The organism is Roseibium sp. (assembly GCF_050301095.1).
Taxonomy (GTDB): domain Bacteria; phylum Pseudomonadota; class Alphaproteobacteria; order Rhizobiales; family Stappiaceae; genus Roseibium.
This window is the reverse complement of record NZ_JBNKYW010000121.1, coordinates 34,881-60,709: the sequence shown is the minus strand read 5'-3', so window position 1 is coordinate 60,709 and position 25,829 is coordinate 34,881. Positions and strand designations below refer to the sequence as shown.

The window sequence follows — 25,829 nt, the reverse complement described above, 5'->3', positions numbered from 1 at the left end:
AGGGGACATCCATAAAGCTTTCCCAGACTGCCACCGCGATTGTGCGCCGCAACGAACTGTCGGTGCGCCGCGAAAGAGCGGATGGGGAGTGGTTATGCAGGACAAGGCGAAGAATATCGGGCTGGTTCTTCAGGGCGGCGGTGCTCTGGGAGCTTATGAAGCAGGCGCGATCCGTCGGATCTACGAACTTGGTTTCCGGCCTGAAATTCTGACCGGCACATCAATCGGCGCGCTCAACGCAGCCGTTCTTGCCGCCCCGAAATACGGCGAGCCGCACGAGACCCTGCTGGAGATGTGGGAGTATCTCGGCCACGAGCATCCCTTCCCGCTGTTCCAGCAATACAACACCGCCTATACAAGCCTCGGCCACCCGCGCTTTTTCAGGCTGAACAACACCCTGTTCGGCATGTCCCGGCACAACAGCATCTACGACATTTCGCCGGCGCTCGACACAATGCGGCGCTTCATCGATTTCGACCGGCTGAACGATGCCGGGACCGCAACCGTCGTCGTGACCGCCACCAATGTGGTCTCCGGCGAAATCGAGCGATTCTCCAACCGAACCCACACGCTCACCCCTGAACACATCATGGCCAGCGGCGCCCTGCCCCCGAGCTTTCCGCCGATCGAGATCGACGGCGAGCACTACTGGGACGGCGGCATATACGACAACACCCCGATCCAGTCGCTGATCCGCATACTCGACGAACACGAGGTCGAGCACCTGCCGATCTTCGTCGTCGAGTTGTTCGGCGCGCTCGGTGACGTCCCGAAGGATCTCGGCCAGTCGATGGACCGGATGACGGAACTCGTCTACGAGGACAAGTTCTGGAAGGCCTTCGAAGGGCACGAAGGCGCCTATGGCTTTGCCGAGATGCTGTGGGAACTGGAACAATCCGTTCCGGAAAACGCGGAAGTTCGCAACAACCCTGCCTTCGACGCCCTGATGCGCCTGCGCGCGGTCTCGCACATCTTTACCATTCCCGCGGAGCGCGCCGCCCTGCGCAATGTGATCGATTTCAGCCCGACCACGATCCGCAGCCGCATCGAGAGCGGATATGACGCCGCCAATTACACGCTCGGCAAGGAAGCCTTCCGCATCAACTACATCCTGCACAACAGGCTGAACGGGGAAGCCGGCCCGCTTCCGGTTACCGGCAACGATGCAAGCGGCACACCTCAGCGCGCGCAAAAAGCCTCCTGACACAAGCGGCAAGTTTTCAAGACAGGATTTGAACCATGACCATTTCGATTGAAGGCAAACACGACTCCGGCCAATACAATGCCGGCAGCTTCAAGACCTCCGACGGGCTGAACCTGACCTACCGCGTCTACGGCGCGAAAAATCCGGGCAAGCCCGCCATCCTCGCTCTGCCGGGCCTTACCCGGAACATCCGCGACCTCGATCCGGCGGCAGCCCTGCTGTCCGACAAGTACCGGATCTACACGCTCAACCTGCGTGGCCGGGATACATCCGACAACGACCCGGATTATTCCAACTACAACACGGCCGTTTACATTCGCGACATCTATGAGTTCTGGAAGCACCTTGGTGAGGACAAGGTAGTTCTGCTCGGCTCTTCACTGGGTGCGCTGCTGGCCATGCTGATGGTCGAGGATCATCCCGACATGCTGGCGGGAATTGTCCTGAATGATCTCGGCGCCACCATCGAGATGACGGGCATGGCCCGGATCTTCGGCTATGCAGGCAAGCTGCCGGACGAAAAGGATCTCAACAACGTCATTGCCACGTTGAAGGACCATGTCGGCAACCAGTTCGAGGGCCTGAGCGACGACGATTTCGAGCGCATGGCCGTTTCCATGTACGGCCTGAAGGACGGCAAGTGGCACCACCGCTATGACGACAACCTCGGCAAGGCACTGGCGGAAAACCGGGAGACGCCCCGAGATCTCTGGGCGGCTCACCGGAAAGCGGCGGATCTGAAACTGCCGGTCCTCTCCATACGCGGTGTCCTGTCCGACGTGACCGCCAAGGCGACCATCGAAAAGATGCAGGAAATAGCGCCCTGGATGCAGGCGGCCGAAATCGAAGGGCGTGGCCATTGTCCGTTCCTGAACGAACAAGCCGCGCAGGACGCCATCGTCCGCTTCATGGACAGCCTGTGAACCCGGGAGCGGCCTGATGGCGATGGACAAGCCTACCCTGACCCTGATCAACATGACCGGGGCCATCGGCATGATCATGATCGACCAGACAGTGATCGGGATCGCCCTGCCGCCCTTGCAGCGCGCCTTCGCCTTCGGGCCGATGGGCCTGCAGTGGGTGGTCAACGGCTATACGCTTGCCCTTGCCGCCTCGCTGATCTGCGCGGGCTGGGCAGGCGACCGCTTCGGTCACTACCGCTCGTTTACCGCCGGTGTCGGCCTCTTCACACTCTCCTCCCTGCTCTGCGCGATTGCCCCCCTCGGTGAAATCTTTATCGCCGCCCGCATCGGCCAGGGCGTCGGCGCCGCCCTGATGCAGCCTGCGGCAACGGCAATCGTCTTTGGCACCTTTCCGCCCGAGAACCGGGGACGCGCCATGTCGATCTATGTCGGCAGCGGCCTGCTGTTTCTGGCCGCCGGCCCCCTGCTCGGCGGGTTTCTGGTGCAGCAGTTCTCCTGGCACCTGGTGTTCCTGATCAATGTGCCCATCGGCACCATCACGTTCCTGGCTGCGCTCCGCCTTGGGAAGATCGCCTACCGGGGAACGGAAAAACCCTTCGACTTTGCCGGTGCGGCGCTCCTCGTGTTCGGCAGCCTCATCCTGACCACGGCCATCCAGAGCCTTGGTGACGGCACCCTGCCGCTTGCGGTTTCGCTTGGCCTCGCAATTCTGGGGTTTGCGGCCCTGGCGATACTTCCCTTCCGCACCCCGGGCCACGGGGCGCCGATCATCGACTTCTCGATGTTCGGCAACCGGATTTATCTCGGCTGCGGCATCGTTCTTTTCTGCATCCAGTTCGCCATGCTGGGACAGGTGGTCTATGGGGCAGTCTTCATCCAGAACGTTCTCGCCTTCTCGCCCTTCCAGACAGGTCTAGCCATGATGCCGGTGGTTCTCGCCATCATCGTCATGGCCCAGGTCTCCGGATATCTCTTCGGCAAGATCGCCTTCCGGCTACTGGCCATCACGGGAACGCTCGCCATTTCTCTCGGCTTCTTCTCCCAGGCCATCGTGCTGGAGCAGGGCAACATCCTCTGGATGATCCCCGGCATGTTGCTGATCGGCCTCGGCCTTGGACTGCTGGCGAGCACGGTGACCACGGAAGGCCTTTCCCAGGTATCGGCCGGGCAACGGGCAACTGCCTCCGCCATCCTGCAGACCCTGCGGCAAACAGGCGGTGTCTTCGGCATCGCCTGCATCGGCGCGGTCATCAACCTGATCGAGAAGACAAGGATCGCCGACGTTGCCGACCGGCTGGAGCCCGTGGCCCGAAAACGCCATGAGCTGCAAATGCTGCTGTTCCGGTCTGAACAGGCTCAGGCCGCCGCCACGACGGAGTTGAAAGAACATTGGCCGGATGCATTGGTGCAACTGAAAGGTATCACGACGGAAGCCATCGGATCCGGATATTATCTCGGCGCCGCTGTCGTACTCATCGCAACGCTCATTTCCCTCTGGGCCTTTGCGGCAAAAGTCCCGGCGAAGGCGGCGGCAGGCAAAGCCTGACACCGAACTATTGGCAATTTTCAAATCGAAAACCCGGACATTTGCGGCCCGGGTTTTCCTCTGCCCTGCCCGACTACGTCAGGTGTTCTTTAAAGAACGTAATTGTCCGCTCTTCCGCAAGCTTGGCGGACGCTTCATCGTACCGGGGCGTGGTGTCATTGTGGAACCCGTGGTTTACGCCCGGATAGACATAGGCCACATAGTCCTTGCCGTTTTCCTTGAGCGCGGCCTCAAATGCCGGCCAGCCCGCATTGATCCGCTCGTCCAGTTCGGCGTACTGCAGCATTAAAGCTGCCTGGATCTTCGGCACATCCGCCGCCGCCGGCTGCCGTCCGTAAAACGGCACCCCGGCGGCAAGTTCCGGATAGGCAACCGCGATCGCGTTGACAACGCCGCCGCCGTAACAGAACCCGACGGCTCCGACTTTGCCGGTACTGTCATCGTGGTTGAGCAGATATTCGAACCCGGCAAAAAAGTCGTTCATGAGCTTCGTGCCGTCCACGGTTCGCTGCAGTTCCCGCCCCTTGTCGTCCGACCCCGGGTATCCACCGACCGAAGTCAGACCGTCCGGCGCGAGGGCCATGAACCCGGCCTTGCCCATCCTGCGCGCAACATCCTCGATATAAGGATTGAGACCCCGGTTCTCATGCACCACCAAAACGGCGGGCAGCTTGCCGGTCGCACCGGCCGGTTTCACCAGATAGCCGTTGACCTCGCCGTGGCCGTTCGGCGAGGAATAGGTAATCCGCTCGGTCACGATGGCCGCATCGTCCGGCGCCACCTGCTGAGCCAGTGCATAGTTTGGTGAAAGTTGATCAAGCAGCATGGCGGCCGTCACCCCGGCAACTGCGAACTTGGCCGCCCCATTCAAGAACTCGCGCTTGGTAATCCTGCCGTGAGCATAGAAATCATAAAGATCGAGAAGTTCCTGCGGAAAGTCCTTTGCCGTCATGCGGCGGATCGGTGTCTGATCATTCATCTGGTCACTCCCTGAAAACACGAAACCCGTGCCTTCCGCAAAACTAGGAGCGCAAGCCCCCGGGTCCACACCCGCGAGCCAAAAGAAATGTAACGATATGTAATGAGGCCGGCGCTACAGCGTCAGCCGACCTGTCCGCGATGTCTGAGGAAATGGTCCGCCAGAACACAGGCCATCATCGCCTCACCGACCGGAACGGCCCGGATGCCGACACAAGGATCGTGGCGCCCCTTGGTCATTACGTCCACCTCCTCGCCCTGTTTGGTGATCGACTTGCGTTCCGTCAGGATAGACGAGGTCGGCTTGACGGCAAAACGTACCACCAGCGGATCGCCATTGGAAATGCCGCCCAGAATGCCGCCGGCGTTGTTGGTCAGGAACCTGGGCTGGCCAACGTCGTCGATGCGGATTTCATCGGCGTTTTCCTCGCCGGTCAGGCAGGCCGCGTCGAAGCCGTTGCCGACCTCGACGCCTTTGACGGCGTTGATGGACATCATCGCCGCAGCAAGGTCCGTATCGAGCTTGCCGTAGATCGGCGCGCCCCAGCCGGCCGGAACGCCTTCAGCCACCACTTCGACGACAGCTCCGACGGAAGAGCCCGCCTTGCGGATACCATCCAGATAATCGGCCCAGAATTCGGCAGCCTTCGCATCGGGTGAGAAGAACACGTTGTTGTCGACTTCCGTCCAGTTCCAATTACCGCGGTCGACCTTGTGAGGTCCGACCTGGACCAGCGCCCCACGGATGGTCACGCCCTGCAGCACCTTGCGGGCGACCGCACCGGCAGCGACGCGCATCGCTGTCTCGCGCGCGGACGACCGGCCGCCGCCACGATAGTCGCGAATGCCGTATTTGGCGTTGTAGGTGAAGTCCGCATGCCCCGGACGGAAACGGTCCTTGATCTCCGAATAGTCCTTCGACCGCTGGTCCGTGTTCTGAACCATCAGGGAGATCGGCGTTCCGGTGGTCTTCTGCACACCATCGTCGTCGACCATCACCCCGGACAGGATCTTCACTTCGTCCGGTTCGCGGCGCTGGGTGGTGAACCGCGACTGGCCCGGCTTTCGCTTTTCCATATACCCTTGGATGTCCACTTCGGTCAGCGGGATCAGTGGTGGGCAGCCGTCAATGACACAGCCGATCGCAGGGCCGTGACTTTCCCCCCAGGTTGTGACACGGAACAAGTGACCAAAACTGTTATGCGACATGATGGGCTTCCGGCGTTGCAGAGAATATCTCAGGCGCCGAGCGATACGCCATTGGACAGGCAAGCTCAAGCCCTGAAGACCAAAAGCTTACCACTTGGCGTATTCTTGCCCGGCAATACCTACAGCGGCAAGATTTTCAATTATTTGTGCTATTTTCGTATAATTTGAAGACAATACAAATATTTAGCAACGCTAGATAGAAAATAGCGGAAAATTCTCTGCGCATATACTTAAAGATTTCAAATCATTAAGGCCCACTTTCCTTCATGGACTTGCGAATATGAGTTGGTGGGACACCCAAGCGCGCATTCGGCCGTGGCTGACAGGATTGACGGTATTGCTGCTGGCTCCAAGCCTGCAGTTCGCTTCGCTATGGTTTTACAAGGAAATCGAGAAGGTGCAGGCAATCGACCGCAGCCTGACCAGCCTCAAACTGATACGCGCGTTTCAGCCCATGATGCAGGGGATGGCCCTCACCGGCCGGCCCCGGCGCCTGCCCGACCACCTGACGCGCAGCCTGGCGGAAATCGAAACCCCAGCGCAATCAGCGGGTTTTCCGGAAAAACTGCAGGCATTCCAGCGAGAACCGGGCCTCCTCCTTGCGCACCGCCAGGCCAGGGATCTGGCAGCCGCGATTTGCCGCCATGCCGAGATCAGTTCGTCCACCTCCTAAGACGCCTCCAGGCTTCCCCGCCTGATTACCGACCCCCTGATCTCTGTCGTCCTTGAATCGTCAATCATGGCGAAAACGCAGAAGACCTCCCGGCTTCTGGCCGACAGGCAATCTGACCGATCCCGTGCAGGTACTTTGAGCTCTTTCAGCTTGGGTCAGAGTTTGAGAATTCCGGGCTAAGCCGTTTTTGCGCCGCTCAGAGCCGCCTGCCTCAGTTTGAATTCCGCAGCCGCTACCGACAGACCGCCATCGGCGCCGTCCACAAAATGGATGTGACGGCCCTTGCCGATGTCTTCCACAAAACAGGTCATCAGCGCCGTGTCGGAGACATGCAGCCCGTAGACGAGCTCTCCAGCCTCAAAAGCCGACCCGAGCACCTTTTTCACCGCCCCAAGCTGCTCCCCGGACAGGTCCAGGACAAGCTGCAGGCTGTCACCGAGCTTGCGATGATCCGTATTGAGGCTGAGTTCCTTGAGGTACCGCCCGGCTTGAAAGGGACCGATCCGCCACCCGGTGAAATACCCAAGAACGAACACCAGGTTCTCCACCGTAACCCTCGCCCACCCCTTCAGAAGGTGCCGGGCATGCACCAGCCGGACCTCCAGTCCCAGCCTTCGCGGTGGAAAACGGAAGTTCAGATGATCCTTGTCCGCGAGTGTCGCGCGGGCGTCGTCAGTCAGGGGATTGAACCCGATTTCCTCCGCCATGGCCGCCATGATGTCCGTCAACGGCTTTCGGCCGGTCGGCTTGATAATCAGCGAAGCGATATAACCGTTCCTGGCCGGCAGCGGCTCCCAGCGGCAGGACAGTCCGTCGAGCGGCGGCAGGGCGGCTTCCCGATCCGTCAACGCAAAAGGCTTCACCGCTTCCGGATCCTTCAGGATCCGGTCTGCGATCGCCAGCCCGTCGCCCATGATCATGGCCAGGTGGTTTCCGCTGCTGAGCCTGTATTTGCGGACCCGGATGTCTCCTCCCTGCTCCCGGATATGGGCCAGGGGAATGACGGCCGCTCGCAGCTCCAGCTCCATCACCTGCCGCGCAAGATCGACCACGCCGGCAAGCACCTCGCGGCCAGCCACGACATCGCCCGCAGGCACGACGAGCATCGCTCCGTCGCCGCCGAAGACAAATGGAATGCGATCGCTACCAAGGCGGTTGAGGACAGCTGCAATCACCGCCGCCCCGACCATGTTCACTTCCTTGTAGCGGCCAGCGGCCACGGCGTCCTGGGATCGCACGATATCCGCGGCAAGGACATACCAGTCGTCGGGCACGGGGCGGTAGTCCGCAAGGGCGCTCACGGAACTGAAATCGGAGAAGCTTGGCAACTCGCTGTAGAAATTGTCAGCGGACACGATTTTCTCCCTGAGCCGTCTTCCCGGACCGGGTGTCTGTCACCGGGTTTCGGCAAATCACGGCGGCAATGTTCGGCCGAAGCCTTACATCTAGTTGTCGCCGCGCAGGTTTCCAGTCAGATCCTTGCCTTCAGAGGCGATCATACCTCGGTAAAGGCACCGTTCCGCCAGACAAAAACCTTGTCCTGCGGCACATCCAGCTTGGGAACCACGGTCTTGTCCAGGCCTTCCAGAAGGCCGCGCAAGGTACGGAACACACCACCGTGGGAGACGACCACGGACGGACGCTCGACGGTAACCAGCCATCGGGCGATCCTGTCCGACAGCATTTCATAGCTTTCCCCGCCCGGCGGCACGAATGCCCATTTGTCGGCCTTGCGCTCAAGGATCAGGTCCTGCTCCTCATCCGCGAGCTCCTCGAGTGTAAAGCCCTCCCAGTCGCCAAAGGTGATTTCCTTCAGCTGATCTTCGAGCCGGTAGTCTTCGGGAACAAGGCCCATGGCTTGCCGAAGCAGCTCCATGGTCTGACGTGTTCGGCCAAGCGGCGATGCGACGAAATCGAGCCCTCCGGCCTCCAGCCCCTCTTGTGCCAGAAACTCCTTCAGGCGCCGGCCGTTGCCACTTGCCTGGTCTTCACCAATCGGATTGAGCGGAATGTCCCTCTGCCCCTGCATGCGGCCTTCCGCGTTCCAGTCCGTCTGCCCGTGGCGGACAAAGATCAGCAGTTCCGGGTCAAACGCCTTCGGTGAGCTGGCAAAGTCTCGTGTGCTTGGAACACTCGTCATGGGATATCCGGTAATAGTGGCGGGCCGGTCCATATATCAGGACATGCCGGAAATAAAAATGGCCGGTCAAACCGGCCAATTTGTTTTGATGCTCTAAATCGTCAGTCCTTCACGACCGAGATATCCGGCGCATCCACCGCCTTCATGCCGACGATGTTGTAGCCGCAGTCGACGTGCTGGATCTCGCCGGTGACACCGCGGCCGAGATCGGAGAGCAGGAACAGGGCACTGTCGCCGACTTCCTCGATGGTGACCGTGCGGCGAAGCGGCGAATTGTATTCGTTCCACTTCAGGATATAGCGGAAGTCGCCGATACCGGAAGCCGCCAGTGTCTTGATAGGTCCGGCGGAGATCGCGTTCACCCGGATGTTCTGCGGGCCGAGATCCATCGCCAGATACTTCACACTTGTCTCAAGGGCAGCCTTGGCAACGCCCATGACGTTGTAATGCGGCATGACCTTTTCCGCGCCGTAGTATGTCAGCGTCAGGAGCGAACCGCCATCCGCCATAAGCTTCTCGGCACGCTGAGCGACAGCAGTCAGCGAATAGCAGGAAATATCCATCGTCCGGTTGAAGTTGTCGGAAGACGTATCGACGAAACGGCCGGTCAGTTCGGATTTGTCGGAGAAAGCGATGGCATGGACAACGAAGTCGATCTTGCCCCATTTGTCTTCCAGAGACTTGAAGACCGCATCGATCGTTTCGCCCTCGGTGACATCGCAATGGCCCGCGACGAAGGCCCCCAGCTGGTCTGCAAGCGGTTCAACGCGCTTCTTCAAGGCATCACCCTGATAGGTGAGCGCCAATTCGGCTCCGGCGTCGGCCAGCGCTTTGGCAATGCCCCAGGCAATTGATTTGTTGTTTGCCACGCCCATGATCAGGCCGCGTTTGCCGTTCATCAGTCCGCGCGTTTCCGCCATCGTCATCTCCGAAAAGAATTCCTCTACCGCCCCAGCGGGCTGGCTTCCTATGGCACAAGGGGTTAGTTCCTTCAAGAGAGCAAGCGGCGGAATGAGCCGTCGACGGCGGCGCGATCAGCCACTATGTTGGCGCCCGGATTTTACTGTCAAACTTCACAAGGACCCCTCGAATGGAGCGTTCTCCACATGCCGACCACTTCGCCAAACTGATCGGCGAAGCCAATGTTCTGACCAGCCCGGACGACCAGGCGCCCTATCTGACGGAGTGGCGCGACCTCTATCAGGGGATCACTCCGATGGTGTTGCGCCCGGGCTCGACGGAAGAGGTCGGCAAGGTGATGGCCTACGCCTATGAGCAGGGCCTGAAGATCGTTCCGCAAGGTGGCAACACCGGACTGGTTGGCGGGCAAATACCGCAGGAAACCGGGGATGAAATCGTCCTGTCACTCTCCCGCCTCAACAAGGTCAGGTCCGTCGATCCGGTCGGCTTCACCATCACCGTCGAAGCCGGAGTGGTCCTCGAAACGCTTCAGAACGAGGCGGAAAAAGTCGACCGTCTGTTCCCGCTTTCACTCGGCGCACAGGGCTCCTGCCAGATCGGCGGCAACATTTCCACCAACGCCGGCGGCACCGCCGTCCTTGCCTATGGCAACACCCGCGACCTGGTTCTCGGTCTCGAAGTGGTGCTGCCGACAGGCGAGATCTGGAACGGGTTGAGGACCCTTCGCAAGGACAATACCGGTTATGATTTGAAACAATTATTTATCGGCGGCGAAGGCACGCTCGGCATCATTACCGCCGCCTCGCTGAAGCTCTTTCCGAAACCGAAGAAGCTGGAGGCCGCCTTTGTCGGTTTGCCCGACCCTCAGTCCGCCCTCAAGCTGTTCACCCTTGCCAAGGCACAGGCCGGGCCGCTTCTGACCGGCTTCGAGATCATGCCGCGGGTCGGGGTCGAATTCTGCCTCCGGCACCTCGAGGGCGCTCGCGATCCACTGGAAGGCGAACATGCCTGGTACATCCTAATGGAGCTTTCCAGCGGATCCGACGCATTCGAAGTCCGCGACCTGATGGAAAGCATCCTGGGCGAAGCCTTCGAGGAAGGTCTTGTGGAGGATGCCGCCTTTGCCCAGAACCTCACACAGGTGCACGACTTCTGGCACATCCGCCACGGCATGTCGGAAGTCCAGAAGCCCGAAGGCGGGTCCATCAAGCATGATGTGTCCGTTCCCGTTGCCTCGATCCCCGACTTCCTCGACAAGGCCATGGCCGCGGTGGAAAGCCTCGTTCCAGGATGCCGGCCGGTTCCCTTCGGCCATATCGGCGACGGCAACATCCATTTCAACGTCAGTCAGCCCGTCGGCGCCGACAAGGAAGACTATCTGGCCAAGTGGGACGAGATGAATGCCATTGTTCACGGTATCGTTCATGACTTCGGCGGCAGCATTTCCGCCGAGCACGGCATCGGGCGCCTGAAACGGGACCTCCTCAAGGACGTGAAGACCGGTATCGAACTGGATCTGATGCAACGGATCAAGGACGCCTTCGATCCGAAAGGCCTTCTCAATCCCGGCAGAGTGCTCTGAGGCACGCCCGGGCGAATCCGACACCTTGACGTAACCGGCTCAAACCGTCCGGCATCCGCCGGGCGGTTTTTGCTTGCCGCCCAACCTCACCTGCCATCGCCGGCACGCATGAGGGGCCAGTTTTATGGAGCCGCCTCTTGAGGAAACAGGTGCTGAGCCGGTCTCATGCGAACGAATTCAGGACTAGCTCGTTAATAATAACGATCAAACAGATACGTAAAAACACATAAATTGTAGCTTGAAGACTGTCGTCGGCCGAAAAGTCACGAAGCCGGAATTGCAGGCAATTGTAAAAAATACGAACTCCCTGAAATTTCCTGTGCTCTGGGGATAACCATAGGCAGCCCCCTTATTTTTGACAAGTCTGCACTCGTGCCCGCGTTTTAGAATAACACATTGCGTTTAAACAACTTTTCAAAAATTCATCGTCGAGACGGGTTTTGAAGCCATTGGTCAAAAAACACGTTTGAGGGCCCAAAACTCTCCCCAGGAATCAGCCTTCGAAAGGACATCAGGAACGTCCGATCGGCCGCTTTCGCCCCCGGACCGGCTACCTCCGGTACATTCGATTCCCGAACGCTATCGTAAAAACTACCTTTCTTTTACGACGGATAGCGAATTTTCCATCGAAAAAACTGTCTATTTTCGAAGCTGCCTTTTGAAAACCCGCAGAAAAGAATGCGATTAGTTAAAAATTTCCTAAAACTGCTTGCATGCCCTGAGGCTTAGTTGAAGCGGTAAAAGGAGAACAACTTAAACAGGACTTGGCGGAAGTCCTGCACTCAATGCCCCGTAGATTCTCTATGTAGTTTTTACATTAGGACCGGGACACATCTACAAAAATCACAATACAAACCGTCTATGACCTCATAAAAATTAGCTATTTGAAAGTATGGTAAGCAAATGGTTAATGATTGTTCATAGGCGCTAACAAGCCACCCTGGTCAACGGAAAGACAGAACCCGCGACCAGACAAAATCAAACGGGCAGCGACGGCGGAATTTCGCTGCTCACAGACAGTGCACGGGGGGGGAGCGGTTCCAAGCGTTCCCTCGGATGGAGGCCACAATGCAGGTTCACAACCTAGCAACTTCGGATCAATGGGATCGCGTTAAAAAAGAACTTAGAAACGAACTTGGTGAAGATGTCTTTTCCAACTGGTTCGGCAGAGTAAATCATGAAGAAACAACGGACGGTTCCGTACGTCTGTCTGTTCCGACCCGTTTTCTTAAAAACTGGATCCTGAGCAACTACGAGAAACAGCTCGTCGGGCTTTGGAAACGCGAACAAAACGATATCAATCGGATCGAATTGACGGTGCGCGGCGCCCTGCGCCCCCGCCAGATCTCGAGCGGACATGCTCCCAAGGCGATCACCGCCCGCCGGATCAGCGGCCGTCCCGCCCCGTTCGGTTCCACCCCCCAGTTCGGCTCCTCTGCCAGCCAGGCGTCCATTCCTTGCCTGGTCGACATGGGCGAAGATGCGGCCCTCAGCTTCCTGAGCGGTGCGGCGCTCAATCCGAAGCTCACCTTCGATACCTTTGCCGAAGGCGCTTCCAACAGCCTCGCCTGCGCCGCCGTACGCCAGATGGCCGCCGGTCACGAAGGAACGCTGGATATGCTCTATATCCACTCCTCCACCGGCATCGGCAAAACCCATCTGCTGCAGGCAGCCGCGACCGAGGCCCGCAAGACAGGCCGTCAGGTTGCCTATCTCTCGGCCGAGTTCTTCATGTACCATCTGGTTCCGGCCCTCAGGACACCGGCTTTCCCGGTCCTGCGTCAGGCCATGAAGTCCATCGACCTGCTCTTGATCGACGACCTGCAGTTCCTGCACGGCAAACAGGCCCACGAGGAATTTTCCAAGACTCTTGAAATGCTGATGGAATCGCCGTCGCAGATCATCATAGCGGCCGACCGGGCACCGGAAGATCTCGACACGCTCGGAACCGGACTGTGCCACCGCATTCAAAGAGGCGAAGTCGTCCGCATCCAGGCGACCGACTATGCGCTGCGCCACGAGGTTCTGAAAAAACGCATCAACGCAGCCCGCCGGACACACCCGAGCTTCTCGGTGCCGGACGAAGTCATCGACTACATCGCCTGCTACGTCATCGCTTCGGCGCGTGACCTGGAAGGCGCGCTGAACAGGCTGTTTGCGCACAACCAGCTGACCAAGCAGCCGGTGACGATGGAACTGGCGGAAAAAACCCTGCACGACCTGGTGCGCATCGGCGAGCCTCGTTCCATCAAGGTCGAGGAAATCCAGCAGGTGGTCTGCAAGCACTACAGCGTCACCAAGGCCGACCTCCTGTCTTCCTGCCGGGCCCGCACCCTGGTCCGTCCGCGGCAGATCGCCATGTATATCGCCAAGGTCATCACCGGCCGCTCGCTGCCGGAAATCGGCCGCCGCTTCGGCAACCGCGATCATACGACGGTGCTGCATGCCGTGCGCAAGATCGAAGACATGGTTCGGAAGGACAAGTCGCTCGCTCAGGAAATCGAGCTGCTGAAACGGCTGATCCACGCCTGATCCGGTTTCAGGGATCCCCAGCCCTGATGTCCGTGGCAGCGGGTACGCCCGCTTCCACACCCGCACCCGGCGGTGGCGACCGCCAGGTGTTCATCGTAACCTCCCTCTCCTTGAAGCCGCTGTCTCAGCGGCTTTCTTTTTGCCCTGGGTGCGGTTTCCAGCGAGGTTGTTCACGTATTGACAGGAACACGTCCCGCGCCTATCGGTGTCAGCGGTCCGGGGGAGCCGGCCGCCCGCGGGGTTGACCCAAGGTGAATTCCCTCACGCGAAGTCCGGCTTCGCGGTTTCGATCGACCTTCACAAGACCGTGCAGGCTGATGGCAATGCGGGCCCCATGACTGGCAATCGCCAACCGCCTGCCTTTCTTGGAAAGGTAATCCCATGACGCTTCCCAGCGTTGCCGAACTGAAAGCCCAGGCCAAGCGCCTTCGGGCCGCCCTTGCGGCCAAGGGCCAGAACATCTCCCACAGCCAGGCCCTCGAACTCCTGTCCGCCCAATTGGGGTTCCGCGACTGGAACACGGCCAGCGCCACCGCCTCCCGTCCGAACCACATGGTGTTTTCGGTCGGCGACCGGGTGACAGGCACCTACTTGCAGCAGCCCTTCGTGGGGGAAATCAAGGCACTGTCAAAGATGGGTTCGTCGGAGCACTACAACGTGATCGTGTTGTTCGACACACCGGTGGACGTGGTGACCTTCGACAGTTTCTCAGCCTATCGCAGCCGGGTGACGTGTCTCATCCGGGCGGACGGAATTGCCGTGAAGAAAACCTCCAACGGCGAGCCGTACCTGAAAATGAAACCGCTGGAGTGAACATTCGCCAATTCTGTGACGTGAGGCGATAGGAAACGCTGGCGGGGCCGTGGCATACTCGGACGGAGAACACTGGTTGAGACGCCGGCAGGGCCTGGGCTCTCCCTCCGTTCAGGGAGACGCTCCGGCTTCCGGCCAGGGGAACTTTAGATGAATGAGCGCCTTTCAATTCCGATGCTCCCTTTGAAATTCCTCCTCATTCTCGTGTTCGCCGGTGTGCTGACCGCGGTCTCGGCCGTTGCAGGTGCGCGCGCCTCGGTCATGCCGGGCGGAAACAGCGGCTGGCTGGTTGTGGCCAGCCGTCCCGACGCCAACCAGGCCATTTCGGTTGCCAGCGGCTATGTCGGCCGGTTTCCGAAAACCAGCGTGTTTCAGTCCAATAACGGCTGGTATGCCGTCACCATCGGCTGGATGCGCCAACCCGAGGGCAACGCCTACAAGGCCCGGCTGATTGCCTCCGGAGCCATTCCCGGCGACAGCTATTTTCATAACGGTGAACGGTTTCAATACGTCATCTGGTCCGCGACCGGCCTGACCGGCGGTGCGTCGCAGGGGCTCTTTTCCGCGACGCTGCTTGTCCCGCCGGGAAGTGGCAGCTTCGGCGCTAGCCCGCCCGCCCCCAGGGCCTATGTTTCCGGCCTCAATCCCGATGGCGACAATTACCTCTCCCTGCGCACGGGACCAGGAACCGGTTACCGGGAAATCACGCGTCTGCGCGAAAACACGCAGCTGACCGTGCTCGCCCGCAAGGGATCCTGGGTGAATGTTGCGCTCGGCAACGGCCAGTCAGGCTGGGCCTACGGCAAATACATCACCGCGTCGCCCAGCTATTCCGCCCCGTCCTTTCCGCAAACCACCCCACCTCCTGCCAGCGCCCGGGCCTTTTCGCCACCGCGAGCAGGGCTTGTCGGTGACCTCAGCCCGAGCGGCGACACCTATCTGTCGCTCCGAACCGGCGCGGGAACCCAATACGCCGAAATCGCGCGGCTGCTGGAAGGCACGGAAGTGAAGATGCTCGCCCAGCAGGGCGCATGGATCGAGGTGGAGCTCGACAACGGAATGCGTGGCTGGGCTTCAGGGCGGTATCTGGCTGCCGCGCCCGAGAACCAGAGGCAACAGCAGGCCGCAGCTCCCGATATCCCGATCATCGGCCCGGCGCCGCAAAGCGGCCAGAACGCGGACTCCCAGTCATCGGGACAGGCTTCGGCGGGCAACACGAAGCTTCCGGATCTCTCCACCCTGCCCGACGGCAAGCGTGTCGCCCTTATCATGGGCAACTCCGCCTATGACAATGCCCCCTTCCTGCCCAATCCGAAAAACGATGCCGTCAGGCTGACGGATGCGCTGAAGCGCCTGGGTTTCACCGTCATTCTCGGGCTGGACCAGAGCAAGGTCGCGATGGAAAGCACGATCCGTTCCTATGTCCGCAACATCCGCGACGCGGATGTCGCCCTGTTCTTCTACGCCGGCCACGCCATGCAGATGAACGGCAAGAACTACCTGATCCCCATCGACGCCAAGCTTGAGGATGCCACCGCCGTCGACTTCGAGACCATCGAACTCGGTACCGTCCTGGATTACATGAACGCGCCCGGTCGCCTGTCGATCGCGCTCCTGGATGCCTGCCGGGACAACCCGCTGTCCCGCCGCTTCGCGCGCAATTTCAGCGCCAGCCGCAGTTCGGCTGCATCCCGCGGCCTTGCCGCCCCGCAAGCCGGTGGCGGCAACATCCTGATCGGCTATGCGACGGCACCGGGCGAAGTCGCCCTTGACGGCGACGGCGACAACAGCCCCTTCACCGCCGCACTGCTGAAGCACATCGAGACTCCGGGTCTCGAAATCGAAATCATGATGAAGCGGGTGAAAGCCGACGTTTACGCCACCACCGGCGGCTCGCAGTCGCCCTGGCACAACTCCGCCCTCCGCCGGGAATTCTATTTCATCAAGTAGGAGGCTTGCTGTTCTTAACGCAGACGGGCCATGACCAGATGGCCCGGTACCGGCTCGCCTTCCTCAAGGCGGACCGTGATCGGGTCCATCGCCAGGATTTCGAATCCCGCCGCATCGAGCGCTGAACGGATATAGGCTTCGCCCTGGGCGAACCGGTTCTTGGGACCGACCATATAGCGCCGGCCGCCCAACACCTCGTCGGGCAAGGTTTCCGTTGAAAAGGCGAGATAGCCTTTCGGTTCAAGCCGGCTGGCAGCCCCCGTCAGGAATGGCTCGACGGCGCCGAGGTACGGGAAGACATCTGTTGCCGCGATCAGGTCCCAGCGCGGACGGGAACCGTCCTCTTCTTCGAATTCCTGCAGGAACTCCACCGCCTCGCCGACATAAAGATCGTCATAGACCTCCCGGTCGAAGGCCAGTTCCACGATCCGCTCGGAAAGGTCGACGCCGGTGCGGTGGCTGGTGCAGTCTTGCAGCGCCATGCCGGTCAGGCCGGTACCGCATCCCAGATCCAGCAGGCGCTCAAAGGGACCGGTCCCGAGCCGCTGGATCTGGTCGCGCACCAGCAGCGGCACGCAATAGCCAAGCTCATCGACCAGGATTTCGTCGAAGACATCGGCATGCTGGTCGAAGAGCGTCGCCACATAGGCGTCAGGCATCTTCTCCGGCGAAACCTCGGCTCCAATGGCAGCAAGACGAATGCTGACACCTCCGATGTCGTCCGGGTCGATCGCCAGGGCTTCCCGGAAAGCTGCTTCTGCCCCTTTCAGGTCGCCCGCCTTCTGCAGCGCCAAGCCGCGGTTATAAGCTTCGGCCAGCGCCTCGTTGTCCGGCTCGTCTTCGGCTTCCGGTTGCTGCGTGCCGCTCTCGTCCATCTTGTCATCCTTACCTGTTCCGCCCTCCCCTACATCGGAGTTGCGGCATTTGCACGGTAAAACTGGTCAGAAAAGATCGAGCTGGCTGTCGCCGGAAGCCTGTTTGGCCTGACCATCGGACTTCGATGCCCTTTTCAAAGGAACCTCCATCTCCTCAGGAGAAATCGGGCGTTGCACATCCGGATCGTCATTGGCCACCTTGTTGACGCGCGGCGAGACCGGCACGGCGACCAGAAAGTCGTCCTCGACGGGCCGCAAGAGCTTTTGCGCCTCGCGCCGTTCCACATTGGCGACATCGAGCCAGGTATCGAAGGCCTCGGGTTTCAGGATAACGGGCATCCGGTGATGGATCGCGGACATCATCCGGTTCGACTGGATCGTCAGGATGGCGCCGGTATCGATATCGCCGCCATCGGGATCAGACCAGGTGTCCCAGAGACCGGCGAAAGCCATGAGGTCGCCGTCCGCAGGCCGGATCCAGAAAGCCTGTTTGCCTTCCGGCGTGCGTCGCCATTCATAAAAGCCTGAGGCGGGAACGAGACATCGATGATGGCGCATGGGCGAGCGGAACGACGGTTTTTCAGCGGCCGTTTCCGCGCGTGCATTGATCAGGAGCGTGAAGCTGGCCGGATCTTTCACCCAGGCAGGAATCAGGCCCCAGCGCACAAGGTGAAAGCGCCGCGTGCCGCCAAGATCCTGCCGGACAACCGCCAGAGGCTGGGTCGGGGCGATATTGTAGCGCGGCGGGAAATTCGGCTGGTCTGCATACTTGAAGAAATTCCGCACCGCATCGGGAGGTGTCGTGAGCGCGAGGCGGCCGCACATGATGATCTCTCCGTTCCTGATCCCGTCAAGTTAGGCAATTGGCAACAAAAAACCAGTAGCCTGAAGCTTAAATCGAATAGCAGGGGGATAGTATGGAATGTTTGGATCCAGTTCTGGGCGCCGGAGATCTGGCAGCCGAACGGCTGGAGCAGGCAAACATCAATCCCCAGACCGGCCTCGCCACGGATTATCTCAATCATTTCAATGAAGTCATGATGCTTCTGGAAATGCTTCCGGACATGCCCGATTGCGCCGAGGATATCCTGGAGTGGGAGCCGCTGGACTACGAGGGTCATTTCGAGAACTCGACCTTCAAGGACAAGCAGCTGGCGATTCTGGCCTACCGGGCGGCCCCGGCGCAACTGCGCGATCACCTGGAAGCCCAGGTCGCGGGAATCAACGCACTCGTGGGAAACATCCAGGACCAGCTGCGTGTCGAAACGGATCCGGTCCGGATTGCTTCCGAAATCGCGGAAATCGCAACGCATGAAATCAAACCGCTGATTGCCATTGCGGGCGCCGTGATCCACGGTCATGTTGAACCGGAAGCAACCCAGCATGAAGGCGACGGCGCTCAGGCGGAAATCGACGCTCTGTTCGCTTGATTAATTTCCAATGGTCATCGAGACGACCCTTGGCAAAACTCCTCCGAGGATAACGATGTCCCGGTTCTACCCGGATATGCCGCGGGTCGGCGTCAGCGTTCTGTGTCACCGAAGCGGCAAGGTGCTGCTCATCAAACGCGGCAAGCCCCCGTTCAAGGATCACTGGAGCCTGCCCGGCGGGCTTGTCGAACTCGGCGAAACGCTGCTGGCGGCGGCCGAACGGGAACTTCTTGAGGAAACCGGACTGACGGCCGAACTCGGCGCACCGGTGGAAACTTTCGATTCGATTCAGCGGGACGAAGACGGGCGCGTCGTTACCCATTTCGTGCTGTCGGTCTTTCTCGGCCCCTCCCTGTCCGGCGAAGCGGTTGCCGGCGACGATGCCAGCGCCCTTGAGTGGGTGCCCCTCGAAGAGCTGGAGGATCGCCCCACCACGCCGGGAACACCGGAGCGGATCCGGCGCCTCCTGGGGCGCTGACCTGTTCCCGCCCCTCACAAAGCTTTGCAGACGCTTGATTCCAACTGAACGACAAACGAGCCCAAACTTGGCCGACTTTTGTTTTCAGGAGGAAGGACATGCAAACAGTCAAACAGCGTTGCCGGAATTCTCTCGGAAGGCTTGGACTTGCGTTTCTCCTGACGATTGCCACAACCGGCCTTGCAGCCGCCGATCCCAAGCAGTGGAAGCGTGCGGGATTTACGACGGATTTCACCAAAGCAATCGTTGATCTGAAAACGATTTTTTCCGGTGGTCCACCGAAGGACGGCATTCCTTCCATCGACGCGCCTCGTTTCGAAACCGCACGCGACATCTCCTGGCTTGACGACCGTGAACCGGTAATCAGGCTCGAGGTGACTGGAACCATCAAGGCATACCCGTTGCAGATCCTGATCTGGCACGAAATCGTCAATGACCGGATCGGCAACGTTCCTGTCGCGATTACCTATTGTCCCCTGTGCAATTCCTCCATCGCCTTCGATCGCCGTCTGGGCGAAGAAACACTCGATTTCGGTACGACCGGCCTGCTGCGGAATTCCGATCTGGTCATGTATGACAGGCAGAGTGAAACCTGGTGGCAGCAATTCACCGGCGAAGCCATTGTCGGCACACATGCCGGACGGAAACTGAAGATGCTGCCCTCACGCGTGTTGTCGTTCGGCGCTTTCAGGAAGGCCCATCCGGAGGCAGAAGTTCTCGCACGCCCTGACCCGCCGCGCCGGGATTACGGCCTGAACCCCTATATCGGTTACGACAGCCGCAGAGCACCTTACCCGCTTTATCAGGGAGACCTGCCGGAAAATATCAATCCAATGGCGCGCGTCGTCATCGTGCGCGACGCGGAACGGTTCCATGCGGCGACGGTGGCCTATCTGCGGGAGAATGGCACCCTGGCCTTCAACGGATCGGTTGAGCTTCGCTGGACGGGAGAACAGGCCTCGGTACTGGACAACAGGTCAACGCGGGCCGGGCGATCGGTCGGCACCGTGTTGGCCGTCCGCAAGACCGCAGCCGGTGAAGAGCCCCTTGTCCACGATGTGACATTTGCCTTCGTCGTTCATGCATTTCACCCCGGCCTGGCAATTCTTGGGGTCAAACAGCCATAGCGCTTGCGGTAGGGCCTGCCGTTGAGCATGATCCGCCCATGAGCACCAAGAGCAAGCGATTTGGCGTTTTCCGGACGGCCCTTATGGCAGCCGCTTGCACCTTCATTGCCGGGCAGACCGCCATCGCACAGCAGAACGCCCCGGATGCTCCGCCTTACGAACAGGAGTTGATGCGCCTGTCGGAAATCTTCGGTGCGCTTCATTTCCTGCGCCCTCTTTGTAAAGAGGCAGATACGCCGAGCTGGCGCGACCGGATGGAAGACTTTCTGGACGCCGAAACACTGGACGAGAACCGCCGCCGCCGGTTCATCGAGCGCTTCAACCAGGGTTATCGTGGATTTTCAGTCGCTTACAGGGACTGCACGGACGCCGCGCGTCTCGCAATGGGACAGTATCTGAGCGAAGGCGAGACCATTATCGGCGACGTGACCAGCCGGTACGGGCGATAAATCTTCCCGAATTCCCCAATTTGTTACGAGTTGGTTAACCTTTTGAATCAAATTTGTGGGTGGCCGTTAAGTTTACGTTCACAGTTGCTTATCAGCACGCAGAGCCGTGCTAGGATCAAGTCATCAGATTCGGAGCTGGACACGCTGGAGTAAATTTCAAGCGTTCGGGAAGGACCGGTAAGGAAGCGAATGATAAACGACGATTATGCTGATGCGGCAATGGAAGCTGAATTTGCCGAAGACGAAGACATCAGGCGTGCCGCTCTCGGTTTTATTTCCGATGCCTGGGCCGAAGCCATAGCCAACGGTGTCGATGCGGATGCCGTTGCCCATGCAGCCATGTTTACCGCGCTCGCAGACCTTGTCGCCGCTTATGGCGAGGATGCAGTTGCCAAATTGGCCGAAGGCCTGCCGGACCGGATCCTGCAGGGCGATTACACGGTCAACCGCGTCCTTCAGTAAGCGCACGCAAACATACGACTGACTAAGGCCGGGTTTCCGGCCTTTGCGATTCCTGACGGGTGTCACACATTCTTGACAGATGTCACACCTTGGCGCGAAGCAGCTTCCAGACAAGGTTCAGGTAGATCAGCCCGCCAAAAGCGATGAGAAGCACGCCGGCGATATGGTTGATCCGGTCCAGCCAATGGTCGTCGATCCGGTGCTTGAAGTGTGACACGGATGCTGAGACGACCACCCACCATGAAGTCGCACCGCAGGCGATACCCGCGACCATCGTCAGGGCTCCCAGATGATTGCCATGGGCCGGCCTGTAGTCGCCGAGAACGCCGAAGATGGCGATAAAGGCAAAGATCGCCCCCGGATTCGTGATCGCCATGAAAAAGGCGGCCGTAGCTTCCCCCCAGAACCCCCGCCGCTTGCCGTTTCCGTCTTTGTGAATATGCGGGTGGGTATGCCAAATCTTGATGCCGAAGCCCAAAAGCAGCACACCGCCGATCATCTCAATCAGGTAAAACTGGTTGTCGATGAAATTCGTGACGGCCGAAACGCCGAAGATGGCACAGGCGGCGAAAATCGAATCCGCCAATACGGCCCCCAACCCGACGTAGACGCCCTGGCGGAACCCGCTGTGAACCGCGTGTTGTATGGCCATGATGTTGACGGGCCCGACCGGGGCCGTGGTGAGAATACCGATGACATAACCGATCAGTGCATATTCCAGAAATGTCACGCCCGGTCCTTTTCGGTCACCCGCAAAAATGTTCTGACAGGCAATGGAGCCTTTCGATAACCGGCCCACCTCGCGATGACAAGGATGAGATATTGTCATCACCCTGTTTTCACCATGGCACGAATTGTTTAAGGAACCGGCGGGGTTTGAAAAATGGAGCAGGTCATGACGTTTCGGATGATTGCCGCCGCCATCGTGGCGGCAACCTTGTTCTCGGGGACTGCAGGCGCAAAGACCGTCCAGACGGAAACGATACCGATTACGCCCGCCGCGCCGGCTTTCGAGCCTCCGGTGGAGGAGCTGACAGTCCCTGAGGCATCCGGACAGGCAGACGCTCCGGAGATGGCTGACGACGGTGCCCTACCGCAGGTTTTCTACGACACCTCATCCCTGCCGAAGCCGGTGGCGCGCATGCATGCCCAACTGAGGGAAGCCGCCCAATCCGGCAATCTGGAAAAGCTGCGCATGGTGTTTGAGAGCAACGAAATGCCACCGACGCTCTCTTTCGCCGAAATCGGCGATCCTATCGACTTCCTGAAGGAAAACTCAGGCGACGGCGAAGGCTTCGAGACCCTCGCCATTCTGGCCGACATTCTGGAGGCTGGATTCCTGCATGTCGACCAGGGCACGGCGCAGGAAATGTACGTCTGGCCGTATTTCGCCCGCTATCCGCTCGATAAGCTGACGCCGGATCAAAAGGTTGAACTCTTCCGGATCGTGACGGCGGGCGACTTCGCCGAGATGAAGGAATTCGGTGCCTGGACCTTCTACCGGGTCGGCATCGGTCCGGACGGTACCCTGCATTATTTCGTGGCGGGAGATTGAGCCTTCATCCGGTTCCCAGCCCGGATGAGCGGGCTGGCCGTGCTCAAGCCCGCTTTTCAGCCACCTGCCGGTCGCTGGCCGCGACGTCGCCGATCTCGTTCACATCGAACGGCGTCGTCTGGTAGACGTCGTTGATCCAGTTGCCGAACAGCAGATGCGCATGGCAGCGCCAACGGTTTTCAGGCGGCAGCGCCGGGTCGTCGCCGGGGAAATAGTCCACCGGCAGGGTGCCGGAACCGTCGCGGACATATTCCTCTCCGAGTGTCTCCGTGTCGTATTCGACATGATTGAACATGTGGAGCATGCGGCGGCGGTCATCGGACAGAAGGCAGAGCCCGTTTTTATCGTCCTCGGCAAGAATCTTCAGGCCGCTTGTCTCCGGAATGTCCTCACGGCGCACCTCGGTCCAGCGGGAAATGGGGATCCGGAAATTGTCGGAAAAGCCACGCAGGTAGGGCGAAGCCGGCTCGAGGATCTTCTGCTTGAAGACACCAAAGGCTTTTTCTGGCAGCAGGTATTTCTGCATGCCGTGGAAATGATGCACGGCTGCCTGGGCCGCCCAGCAGATCGTGAAGCACCGGTGGACATGTGTCTGGGTCCAGTCGAACACCTCAGACAGCTCCGGCCAGTAGTTGACCTCCTGGAAGGGGCGTTTTTCCACCGGTGCGCCGGTAATGATGAAGCCGTCGAAACGCTCGTGGCGAATGTCCCGCCAGGGCCTGTAGAAGGATTCCATATGGTCGGCAGGCGTGTTCCTCGGCACGTGGTCCGACATGCGCACGAGCGTCAGTTCGACCTGCAGGGGTGTCGCTCCCAGCAGGCGTGCGATCTGGGTTTCCGTCTTGATCTTGTTGGGCATGAGATTGAGCAGGCCGATCCTGAGCGGCCTGATATCCTGCCGGACGGCATCCGCCTCGCGCATGACGATGACGCCTTCGGCGTCGAGGGAACGGCGGGCGGGTAGATCGTCTGGAATTTTAATCGGCACTTTGCGTCAATCCTCATCCGGGAACGACGCCTGTGATGTGATCCGCTTGGTTGCCGGATAGGCCACATCCTCCGTCATGGAGTACCACCTTGCTCGGTCGGGCAGGTTGGCGTTGGGCGTCGCCCCAACTCTCAATGCGAGCCCATATGTATGAGGTCGGGTCGCCGATGACAATCAATTTGTGGTGACCAGCGCAATCCGTAGAAGGGCATGATCTCCCCATGAACAACGGCCGAGCCCAAGGGAACGGTTACACCAGGAACTGCGCATCCGACAGTTTTCTCCTCTTCCAGACCCGCCCCTCACCGCATGGTGGTGGTGAACCCGACGCATTTAAACTACACTCTGCGCAGAATTACGCCGCGTAAGCAGGTGCTCGAATGGAACGTCGATTGACTGCGGTACTGGTTGCCGACATGGCCGCCTACAGCCGGCTCATGGAACTGGATGAAGACGGTGTCATCGCTCGTCAGAAAGAATACCGGCGCGAAGTCATAGATCCGGCGATCGCAATCAGAAACGGCCGAATCGTCAAGACGACGGGCGACGGGATGCTCGCCGAGTTCCAGAGCGCCCAGGATGCTGTCCAGGCAGCCGTGGATATCCAGGAGACGATGTCCAGGCGCGAAGCCGAAAGCATACCCGACAAACGCATTACCTATCGGGTGGGGATCAACCTGGGAGATGTGGTTCACGATGAGGACGACATCTTTGGCGACGGTGTGAATGTCGCTGCCCGTCTTCAGACTATCGCCGAGCCGGGTGGCATCTGCGTTTCCGATCTTGTGCACCAGACCGTAAACGAGCGGATAGGCGCGCCTTTCCGCGACATGGGCCGGCAGCGGGTGAAGAACATTTCGCGGCCCATCCGGGTCTGGCAGTGGACGCCCAAGGCAAAGTCGGAAATGATTGAACCCGTCGAGGAAGCGCTGCAACAGCGTGTCCACTACACGACATCGGAAGACGGAACGCATATCGCCTGGGCGGGAGTGGGTCAGGGCTTGCCGGTCCTGAAAGCACCAAACTGGCTCAATCACCTCGAGTATGAATGGAAAAGTCCCTGCTGGGCGCCGATGCTCGCCGAATGCGCACGCAGGTTTCAGCTGGTTCGCTTCGACCAGCGCGGCAACGGTCTGTCGGATTGGGACCCTGACATCATCTCGGCAGACGCCATGCAACAGGACATGAACGCAGTGGCTGACGCTGCCGGGCTCGGCAGATTTGCACTTCTCGGCATTTCACAGGGCGGTGCGTTTTCCATCCGTTACGCCGTGGAAAACCCGGAGCGGGTCAAATGCCTGATTATTCTGGGCGGCTATGTTCGCGGCAGATTGCGGCGCCCCGACCCCGAACAGAAAAAGCTGTTCGACATGCTCACCAACACGATTACCCAGGGCTGGGGGTCCCCCAATCCCGTTTTCCGTCACTTTTTTACCTCCAGCTTCATCCCCGACGCCTCCTCCGGCATTGCCGACAGCTTCGACGAATTGCAGCGGATTGCCACGAACCCCGACGCGGCCCTCAGGCTGTGGCGAATGAATGCGGAGATCGACGTGTCGGACCTGGCTACGAAAGTTCAGGTTCCAACGCTCGTTCTGCACTGCGCCGGTGAACGTGTGGCCCCGATCGAGGAAGGCCGGCTCATTGCGCGTCTGATCCCGAACGCAACATTCGTGGAATTGCCCGGAAACAACCACGTCCTTCTGGAAAACTCGCCCGCCTTCGCTCTGTTTTTCGAAGAAGTATCCGACTTTCTGAAGAAACACGCCGATTGATCATGGAAAATCATAATCTTTTCAGTGCCAGCAGCCGTTCAGGTGGCTAGCCATCACGGCCACACACCTCATTCACCCTTTTCAAACACCTTCCGCCGGAAAAGTTGCTTTGCGTCAGTAACTTTGCGACACTCGCTGCCGCTTGGAGAGGATCGGGCCCGATGAGTTTCGAGAGCCCGTGGAAGGAGTGATAAATGTCGGTCGCGCGGTTCGCATTCC

24 protein-coding genes and 1 riboswitch are annotated in these 25,829 nt (G+C 59.7%); of the genes, 15 read left to right on the top strand and 9 right to left on the bottom strand.

The genetic code is table 11. From position 1 onward, the window contains the following. Positions 1–94 precede the first annotated feature (94 nt). Genes ACQY7U_RS11110 through ACQY7U_RS11100 form a run of 3 tightly spaced genes read left to right on the top strand, consistent with a single transcriptional unit; the run spans position 95 to position 3,673 of the window. The gene (locus ACQY7U_RS11110) at positions 95–1,204 is read left to right on the top strand and encodes a patatin-like phospholipase family protein (protein ID WP_428644432.1); all 1,110 of its coding nucleotides are present in this window, start codon (positions 95–97) and stop codon (positions 1,202–1,204) included. Positions 1,205–1,239: 35 nt separating this feature from the next. Next, positions 1,240–2,127, top strand: a complete 888-nt coding sequence (locus ACQY7U_RS11105) for an alpha/beta fold hydrolase (RefSeq protein ID WP_428644430.1) — start codon at positions 1,240–1,242, stop codon at positions 2,125–2,127. A gap of 16 nt (positions 2,128–2,143) precedes the next feature. Continuing rightward, positions 2,144–3,673 carry a DHA2 family efflux MFS transporter permease subunit gene (locus ACQY7U_RS11100; RefSeq protein WP_428644428.1) on the top strand — a complete coding sequence of 510 codons (1,530 nt, stop codon included), beginning with the start codon at positions 2,144–2,146 and terminating at the stop codon, positions 3,671–3,673. A gap of 73 nt (positions 3,674–3,746) precedes the next feature. On the opposite strand, the gene yghX is transcribed toward ACQY7U_RS11100, so the two are convergent. Both yghX and aroC read right to left on the bottom strand, forming a co-directional pair. Beyond that, positions 3,747–4,634, bottom strand: coding sequence for a YghX family hydrolase (gene yghX / locus ACQY7U_RS11095; protein WP_428644466.1), 888 nt, complete (start codon positions 4,632–4,634; stop codon positions 3,747–3,749). Positions 4,635–4,774: 140 nt separating this feature from the next. Continuing rightward, complete coding sequence (gene aroC, locus ACQY7U_RS11090; RefSeq protein ID WP_428644426.1) at positions 4,775–5,860, bottom strand: chorismate synthase; 1,086 nt, start codon at positions 5,858–5,860, stop codon at positions 4,775–4,777. Between the two features lie 280 nt (positions 5,861–6,140). On the opposite strand from aroC, the gene ACQY7U_RS11085 reads away from it, so the two are divergent. Then, positions 6,141–6,533, top strand: a complete 393-nt coding sequence (locus ACQY7U_RS11085) for a hypothetical protein (RefSeq protein ID WP_428644424.1) — start codon at positions 6,141–6,143, stop codon at positions 6,531–6,533. Between the two features lie 176 nt (positions 6,534–6,709). Here ACQY7U_RS11085 and ACQY7U_RS11080 read toward each other — a convergent pair whose 3' ends face one another. The 3 genes from ACQY7U_RS11080 to fabI form a co-directional block, all read right to left on the bottom strand. Continuing rightward, positions 6,710–7,888 (bottom strand): DUF3095 family protein, encoded by a 1,179-nt coding sequence (locus ACQY7U_RS11080; RefSeq protein WP_428644423.1) that lies wholly within the window; start codon positions 7,886–7,888, stop codon positions 6,710–6,712. 140 nt (positions 7,889–8,028) lie between these two features. Continuing rightward, complete coding sequence (locus tag ACQY7U_RS11075) at positions 8,029–8,673, bottom strand: histidine phosphatase family protein (RefSeq protein ID WP_428644421.1); 645 nt, start codon at positions 8,671–8,673, stop codon at positions 8,029–8,031. Positions 8,674–8,774: 101 nt separating this feature from the next. Then, positions 8,775–9,593: an enoyl-ACP reductase FabI gene (fabI, locus tag ACQY7U_RS11070; protein ID WP_428644419.1), complete on the bottom strand. Its 819-nt coding sequence runs from the start codon at positions 9,591–9,593 to the stop codon at positions 8,775–8,777. Positions 9,594–9,763: 170 nt separating this feature from the next. On the opposite strand from fabI, the gene ACQY7U_RS11065 reads away from it, so the two are divergent. The 4 genes from ACQY7U_RS11065 (at position 9,764) to ACQY7U_RS11050 (ending at position 16,471) form a co-directional block, all read left to right on the top strand. Further along, a complete protein-coding gene (locus tag ACQY7U_RS11065) occupies positions 9,764–11,176 on the top strand; it encodes an FAD-binding oxidoreductase (protein WP_428644417.1) in 1,413 nt (470 codons plus the stop codon). 1,068 nt (positions 11,177–12,244) lie between these two features. After that, on the top strand, positions 12,245–13,708 hold the full coding sequence (dnaA, locus tag ACQY7U_RS11060; RefSeq protein ID WP_428644415.1) for a chromosomal replication initiator protein DnaA: 1,464 nt from the start codon (positions 12,245–12,247) through the stop codon (positions 13,706–13,708). A gap of 381 nt (positions 13,709–14,089) precedes the next feature. After that, positions 14,090–14,521, top strand: a complete 432-nt coding sequence (locus tag ACQY7U_RS11055; protein ID WP_428644413.1) for a glyoxalase superfamily protein — start codon at positions 14,090–14,092, stop codon at positions 14,519–14,521. Between the two features lie 150 nt (positions 14,522–14,671). Next, positions 14,672–16,471 (top strand): caspase family protein, encoded by a 1,800-nt coding sequence (locus tag ACQY7U_RS11050; protein WP_428644411.1) that lies wholly within the window; start codon positions 14,672–14,674, stop codon positions 16,469–16,471. 14 nt (positions 16,472–16,485) lie between these two features. Here the strand turns inward: ACQY7U_RS11050 and ACQY7U_RS11045 are convergent, their stop codons facing one another. Both ACQY7U_RS11045 and ACQY7U_RS11040 read right to left on the bottom strand, forming a co-directional pair. Next, positions 16,486–17,346 (bottom strand): methyltransferase domain-containing protein, encoded by an 861-nt coding sequence (locus tag ACQY7U_RS11045; RefSeq protein ID WP_428644409.1) that lies wholly within the window; start codon positions 17,344–17,346, stop codon positions 16,486–16,488. A gap of 66 nt (positions 17,347–17,412) precedes the next feature. Then, positions 17,413–18,171: an SOS response-associated peptidase gene (locus ACQY7U_RS11040; protein WP_428644407.1), complete on the bottom strand. Its 759-nt coding sequence runs from the start codon at positions 18,169–18,171 to the stop codon at positions 17,413–17,415. Positions 18,172–18,263: 92 nt separating this feature from the next. Between ACQY7U_RS11040 and ACQY7U_RS11035 the strand changes: the two genes are divergently transcribed. The 5 genes from ACQY7U_RS11035 to ACQY7U_RS11015 all read left to right on the top strand — a co-directional run bounded on the left by ACQY7U_RS11035 (position 18,264) and on the right by ACQY7U_RS11015 (position 21,292). Further along, positions 18,264–18,776: a hypothetical protein gene (locus ACQY7U_RS11035; RefSeq protein ID WP_428644406.1), complete on the top strand. Its 513-nt coding sequence runs from the start codon at positions 18,264–18,266 to the stop codon at positions 18,774–18,776. A gap of 55 nt (positions 18,777–18,831) precedes the next feature. After that, positions 18,832–19,254, top strand: a complete 423-nt coding sequence (locus ACQY7U_RS11030) for an NUDIX hydrolase (RefSeq protein ID WP_428644405.1) — start codon at positions 18,832–18,834, stop codon at positions 19,252–19,254. 98 nt (positions 19,255–19,352) lie between these two features. Then, positions 19,353–20,381 carry a DUF3179 domain-containing protein gene (locus ACQY7U_RS11025; protein WP_428644403.1) on the top strand — a complete coding sequence of 343 codons (1,029 nt, stop codon included), beginning with the start codon at positions 19,353–19,355 and terminating at the stop codon, positions 20,379–20,381. Positions 20,382–20,419: 38 nt separating this feature from the next. Further along, positions 20,420–20,830 (top strand): TIGR02301 family protein, encoded by a 411-nt coding sequence (locus ACQY7U_RS11020; protein WP_428644402.1) that lies wholly within the window; start codon positions 20,420–20,422, stop codon positions 20,828–20,830. A 189-nt stretch (positions 20,831–21,019) separates the two neighbouring features. After that, complete coding sequence (locus ACQY7U_RS11015) at positions 21,020–21,292, top strand: hypothetical protein (protein ID WP_006933467.1); 273 nt, start codon at positions 21,020–21,022, stop codon at positions 21,290–21,292. Between the two features lie 82 nt (positions 21,293–21,374). On the opposite strand, the gene ACQY7U_RS11010 is transcribed toward ACQY7U_RS11015, so the two are convergent. Beyond that, positions 21,375–22,022, bottom strand: a complete 648-nt coding sequence (locus tag ACQY7U_RS11010) for a LysE family translocator (RefSeq protein WP_428644401.1) — start codon at positions 22,020–22,022, stop codon at positions 21,375–21,377. A gap of 165 nt (positions 22,023–22,187) precedes the next feature. Here ACQY7U_RS11010 and ACQY7U_RS11005 point away from each other — a divergent pair, with 165 nt between their 5' ends. Next, positions 22,188–22,847: a hypothetical protein gene (locus ACQY7U_RS11005; protein ID WP_428644399.1), complete on the top strand. Its 660-nt coding sequence runs from the start codon at positions 22,188–22,190 to the stop codon at positions 22,845–22,847. Between the two features lie 43 nt (positions 22,848–22,890). Here ACQY7U_RS11005 and ACQY7U_RS11000 read toward each other — a convergent pair whose 3' ends face one another. After that, positions 22,891–23,835, bottom strand: a complete 945-nt coding sequence (locus ACQY7U_RS11000; RefSeq protein WP_428644397.1) for a homoserine O-succinyltransferase — start codon at positions 23,833–23,835, stop codon at positions 22,891–22,893. A gap of 36 nt (positions 23,836–23,871) precedes the next feature. Next, positions 23,872–23,978: riboswitch (SAM-I-IV-variant riboswitch) on the bottom strand. 237 nt (positions 23,979–24,215) lie between these two features. Between ACQY7U_RS11000 and ACQY7U_RS10995 the strand changes: the two genes are divergently transcribed. Further along, positions 24,216–25,610, top strand: a complete 1,395-nt coding sequence (locus ACQY7U_RS10995; protein ID WP_428644395.1) for an alpha/beta fold hydrolase — start codon at positions 24,216–24,218, stop codon at positions 25,608–25,610. Positions 25,611–25,829: the final 219 nt, after the last annotated feature.

Coding starts and splice junctions, on each gene's coding strand:
- ACQY7U_RS11055 (WP_428644413.1), top strand. CDS start 14,090: ATGACGCTTCCCAGCGTTGCCGAACTGAAAGCCCAGGCCAAGCGCCTT.
- dnaA (WP_428644415.1), top strand. CDS start 12,245: ATGCAGGTTCACAACCTAGCAACTTCGGATCAATGGGATCGCGTTAAA.
- ACQY7U_RS11100 (WP_428644428.1), top strand. CDS start 2,144: ATGGCGATGGACAAGCCTACCCTGACCCTGATCAACATGACCGGGGCC.
- ACQY7U_RS11020 (WP_428644402.1), top strand. CDS start 20,420: ATGAGCACCAAGAGCAAGCGATTTGGCGTTTTCCGGACGGCCCTTATG.
- ACQY7U_RS11075 (WP_428644421.1), bottom strand. CDS start 8,673: ATGACGAGTGTTCCAAGCACACGAGACTTTGCCAGCTCACCGAAGGCG.
- ACQY7U_RS10995 (WP_428644395.1), top strand. CDS start 24,216: ATGGAACGTCGATTGACTGCGGTACTGGTTGCCGACATGGCCGCCTAC.
- ACQY7U_RS11025 (WP_428644403.1), top strand. CDS start 19,353: ATGCAAACAGTCAAACAGCGTTGCCGGAATTCTCTCGGAAGGCTTGGA.
- ACQY7U_RS11040 (WP_428644407.1), bottom strand. CDS start 18,171: ATGTGCGGCCGCCTCGCGCTCACGACACCTCCCGATGCGGTGCGGAAT.
- fabI (WP_428644419.1), bottom strand. CDS start 9,593: ATGGCGGAAACGCGCGGACTGATGAACGGCAAACGCGGCCTGATCATG.
- aroC (WP_428644426.1), bottom strand. CDS start 5,860: ATGTCGCATAACAGTTTTGGTCACTTGTTCCGTGTCACAACCTGGGGG.
- ACQY7U_RS11015 (WP_006933467.1), top strand. CDS start 21,020: ATGATAAACGACGATTATGCTGATGCGGCAATGGAAGCTGAATTTGCC.
- ACQY7U_RS11030 (WP_428644405.1), top strand. CDS start 18,832: ATGTCCCGGTTCTACCCGGATATGCCGCGGGTCGGCGTCAGCGTTCTG.
- ACQY7U_RS11085 (WP_428644424.1), top strand. CDS start 6,141: ATGAGTTGGTGGGACACCCAAGCGCGCATTCGGCCGTGGCTGACAGGA.
- ACQY7U_RS11005 (WP_428644399.1), top strand. CDS start 22,188: ATGACGTTTCGGATGATTGCCGCCGCCATCGTGGCGGCAACCTTGTTC.
- ACQY7U_RS11110 (WP_428644432.1), top strand. CDS start 95: ATGCAGGACAAGGCGAAGAATATCGGGCTGGTTCTTCAGGGCGGCGGT.
- ACQY7U_RS11035 (WP_428644406.1), top strand. CDS start 18,264: ATGGAATGTTTGGATCCAGTTCTGGGCGCCGGAGATCTGGCAGCCGAA.
- ACQY7U_RS11045 (WP_428644409.1), bottom strand. CDS start 17,346: ATGGACGAGAGCGGCACGCAGCAACCGGAAGCCGAAGACGAGCCGGAC.
- ACQY7U_RS11050 (WP_428644411.1), top strand. CDS start 14,672: ATGAATGAGCGCCTTTCAATTCCGATGCTCCCTTTGAAATTCCTCCTC.
- ACQY7U_RS11105 (WP_428644430.1), top strand. CDS start 1,240: ATGACCATTTCGATTGAAGGCAAACACGACTCCGGCCAATACAATGCC.
- ACQY7U_RS11065 (WP_428644417.1), top strand. CDS start 9,764: ATGGAGCGTTCTCCACATGCCGACCACTTCGCCAAACTGATCGGCGAA.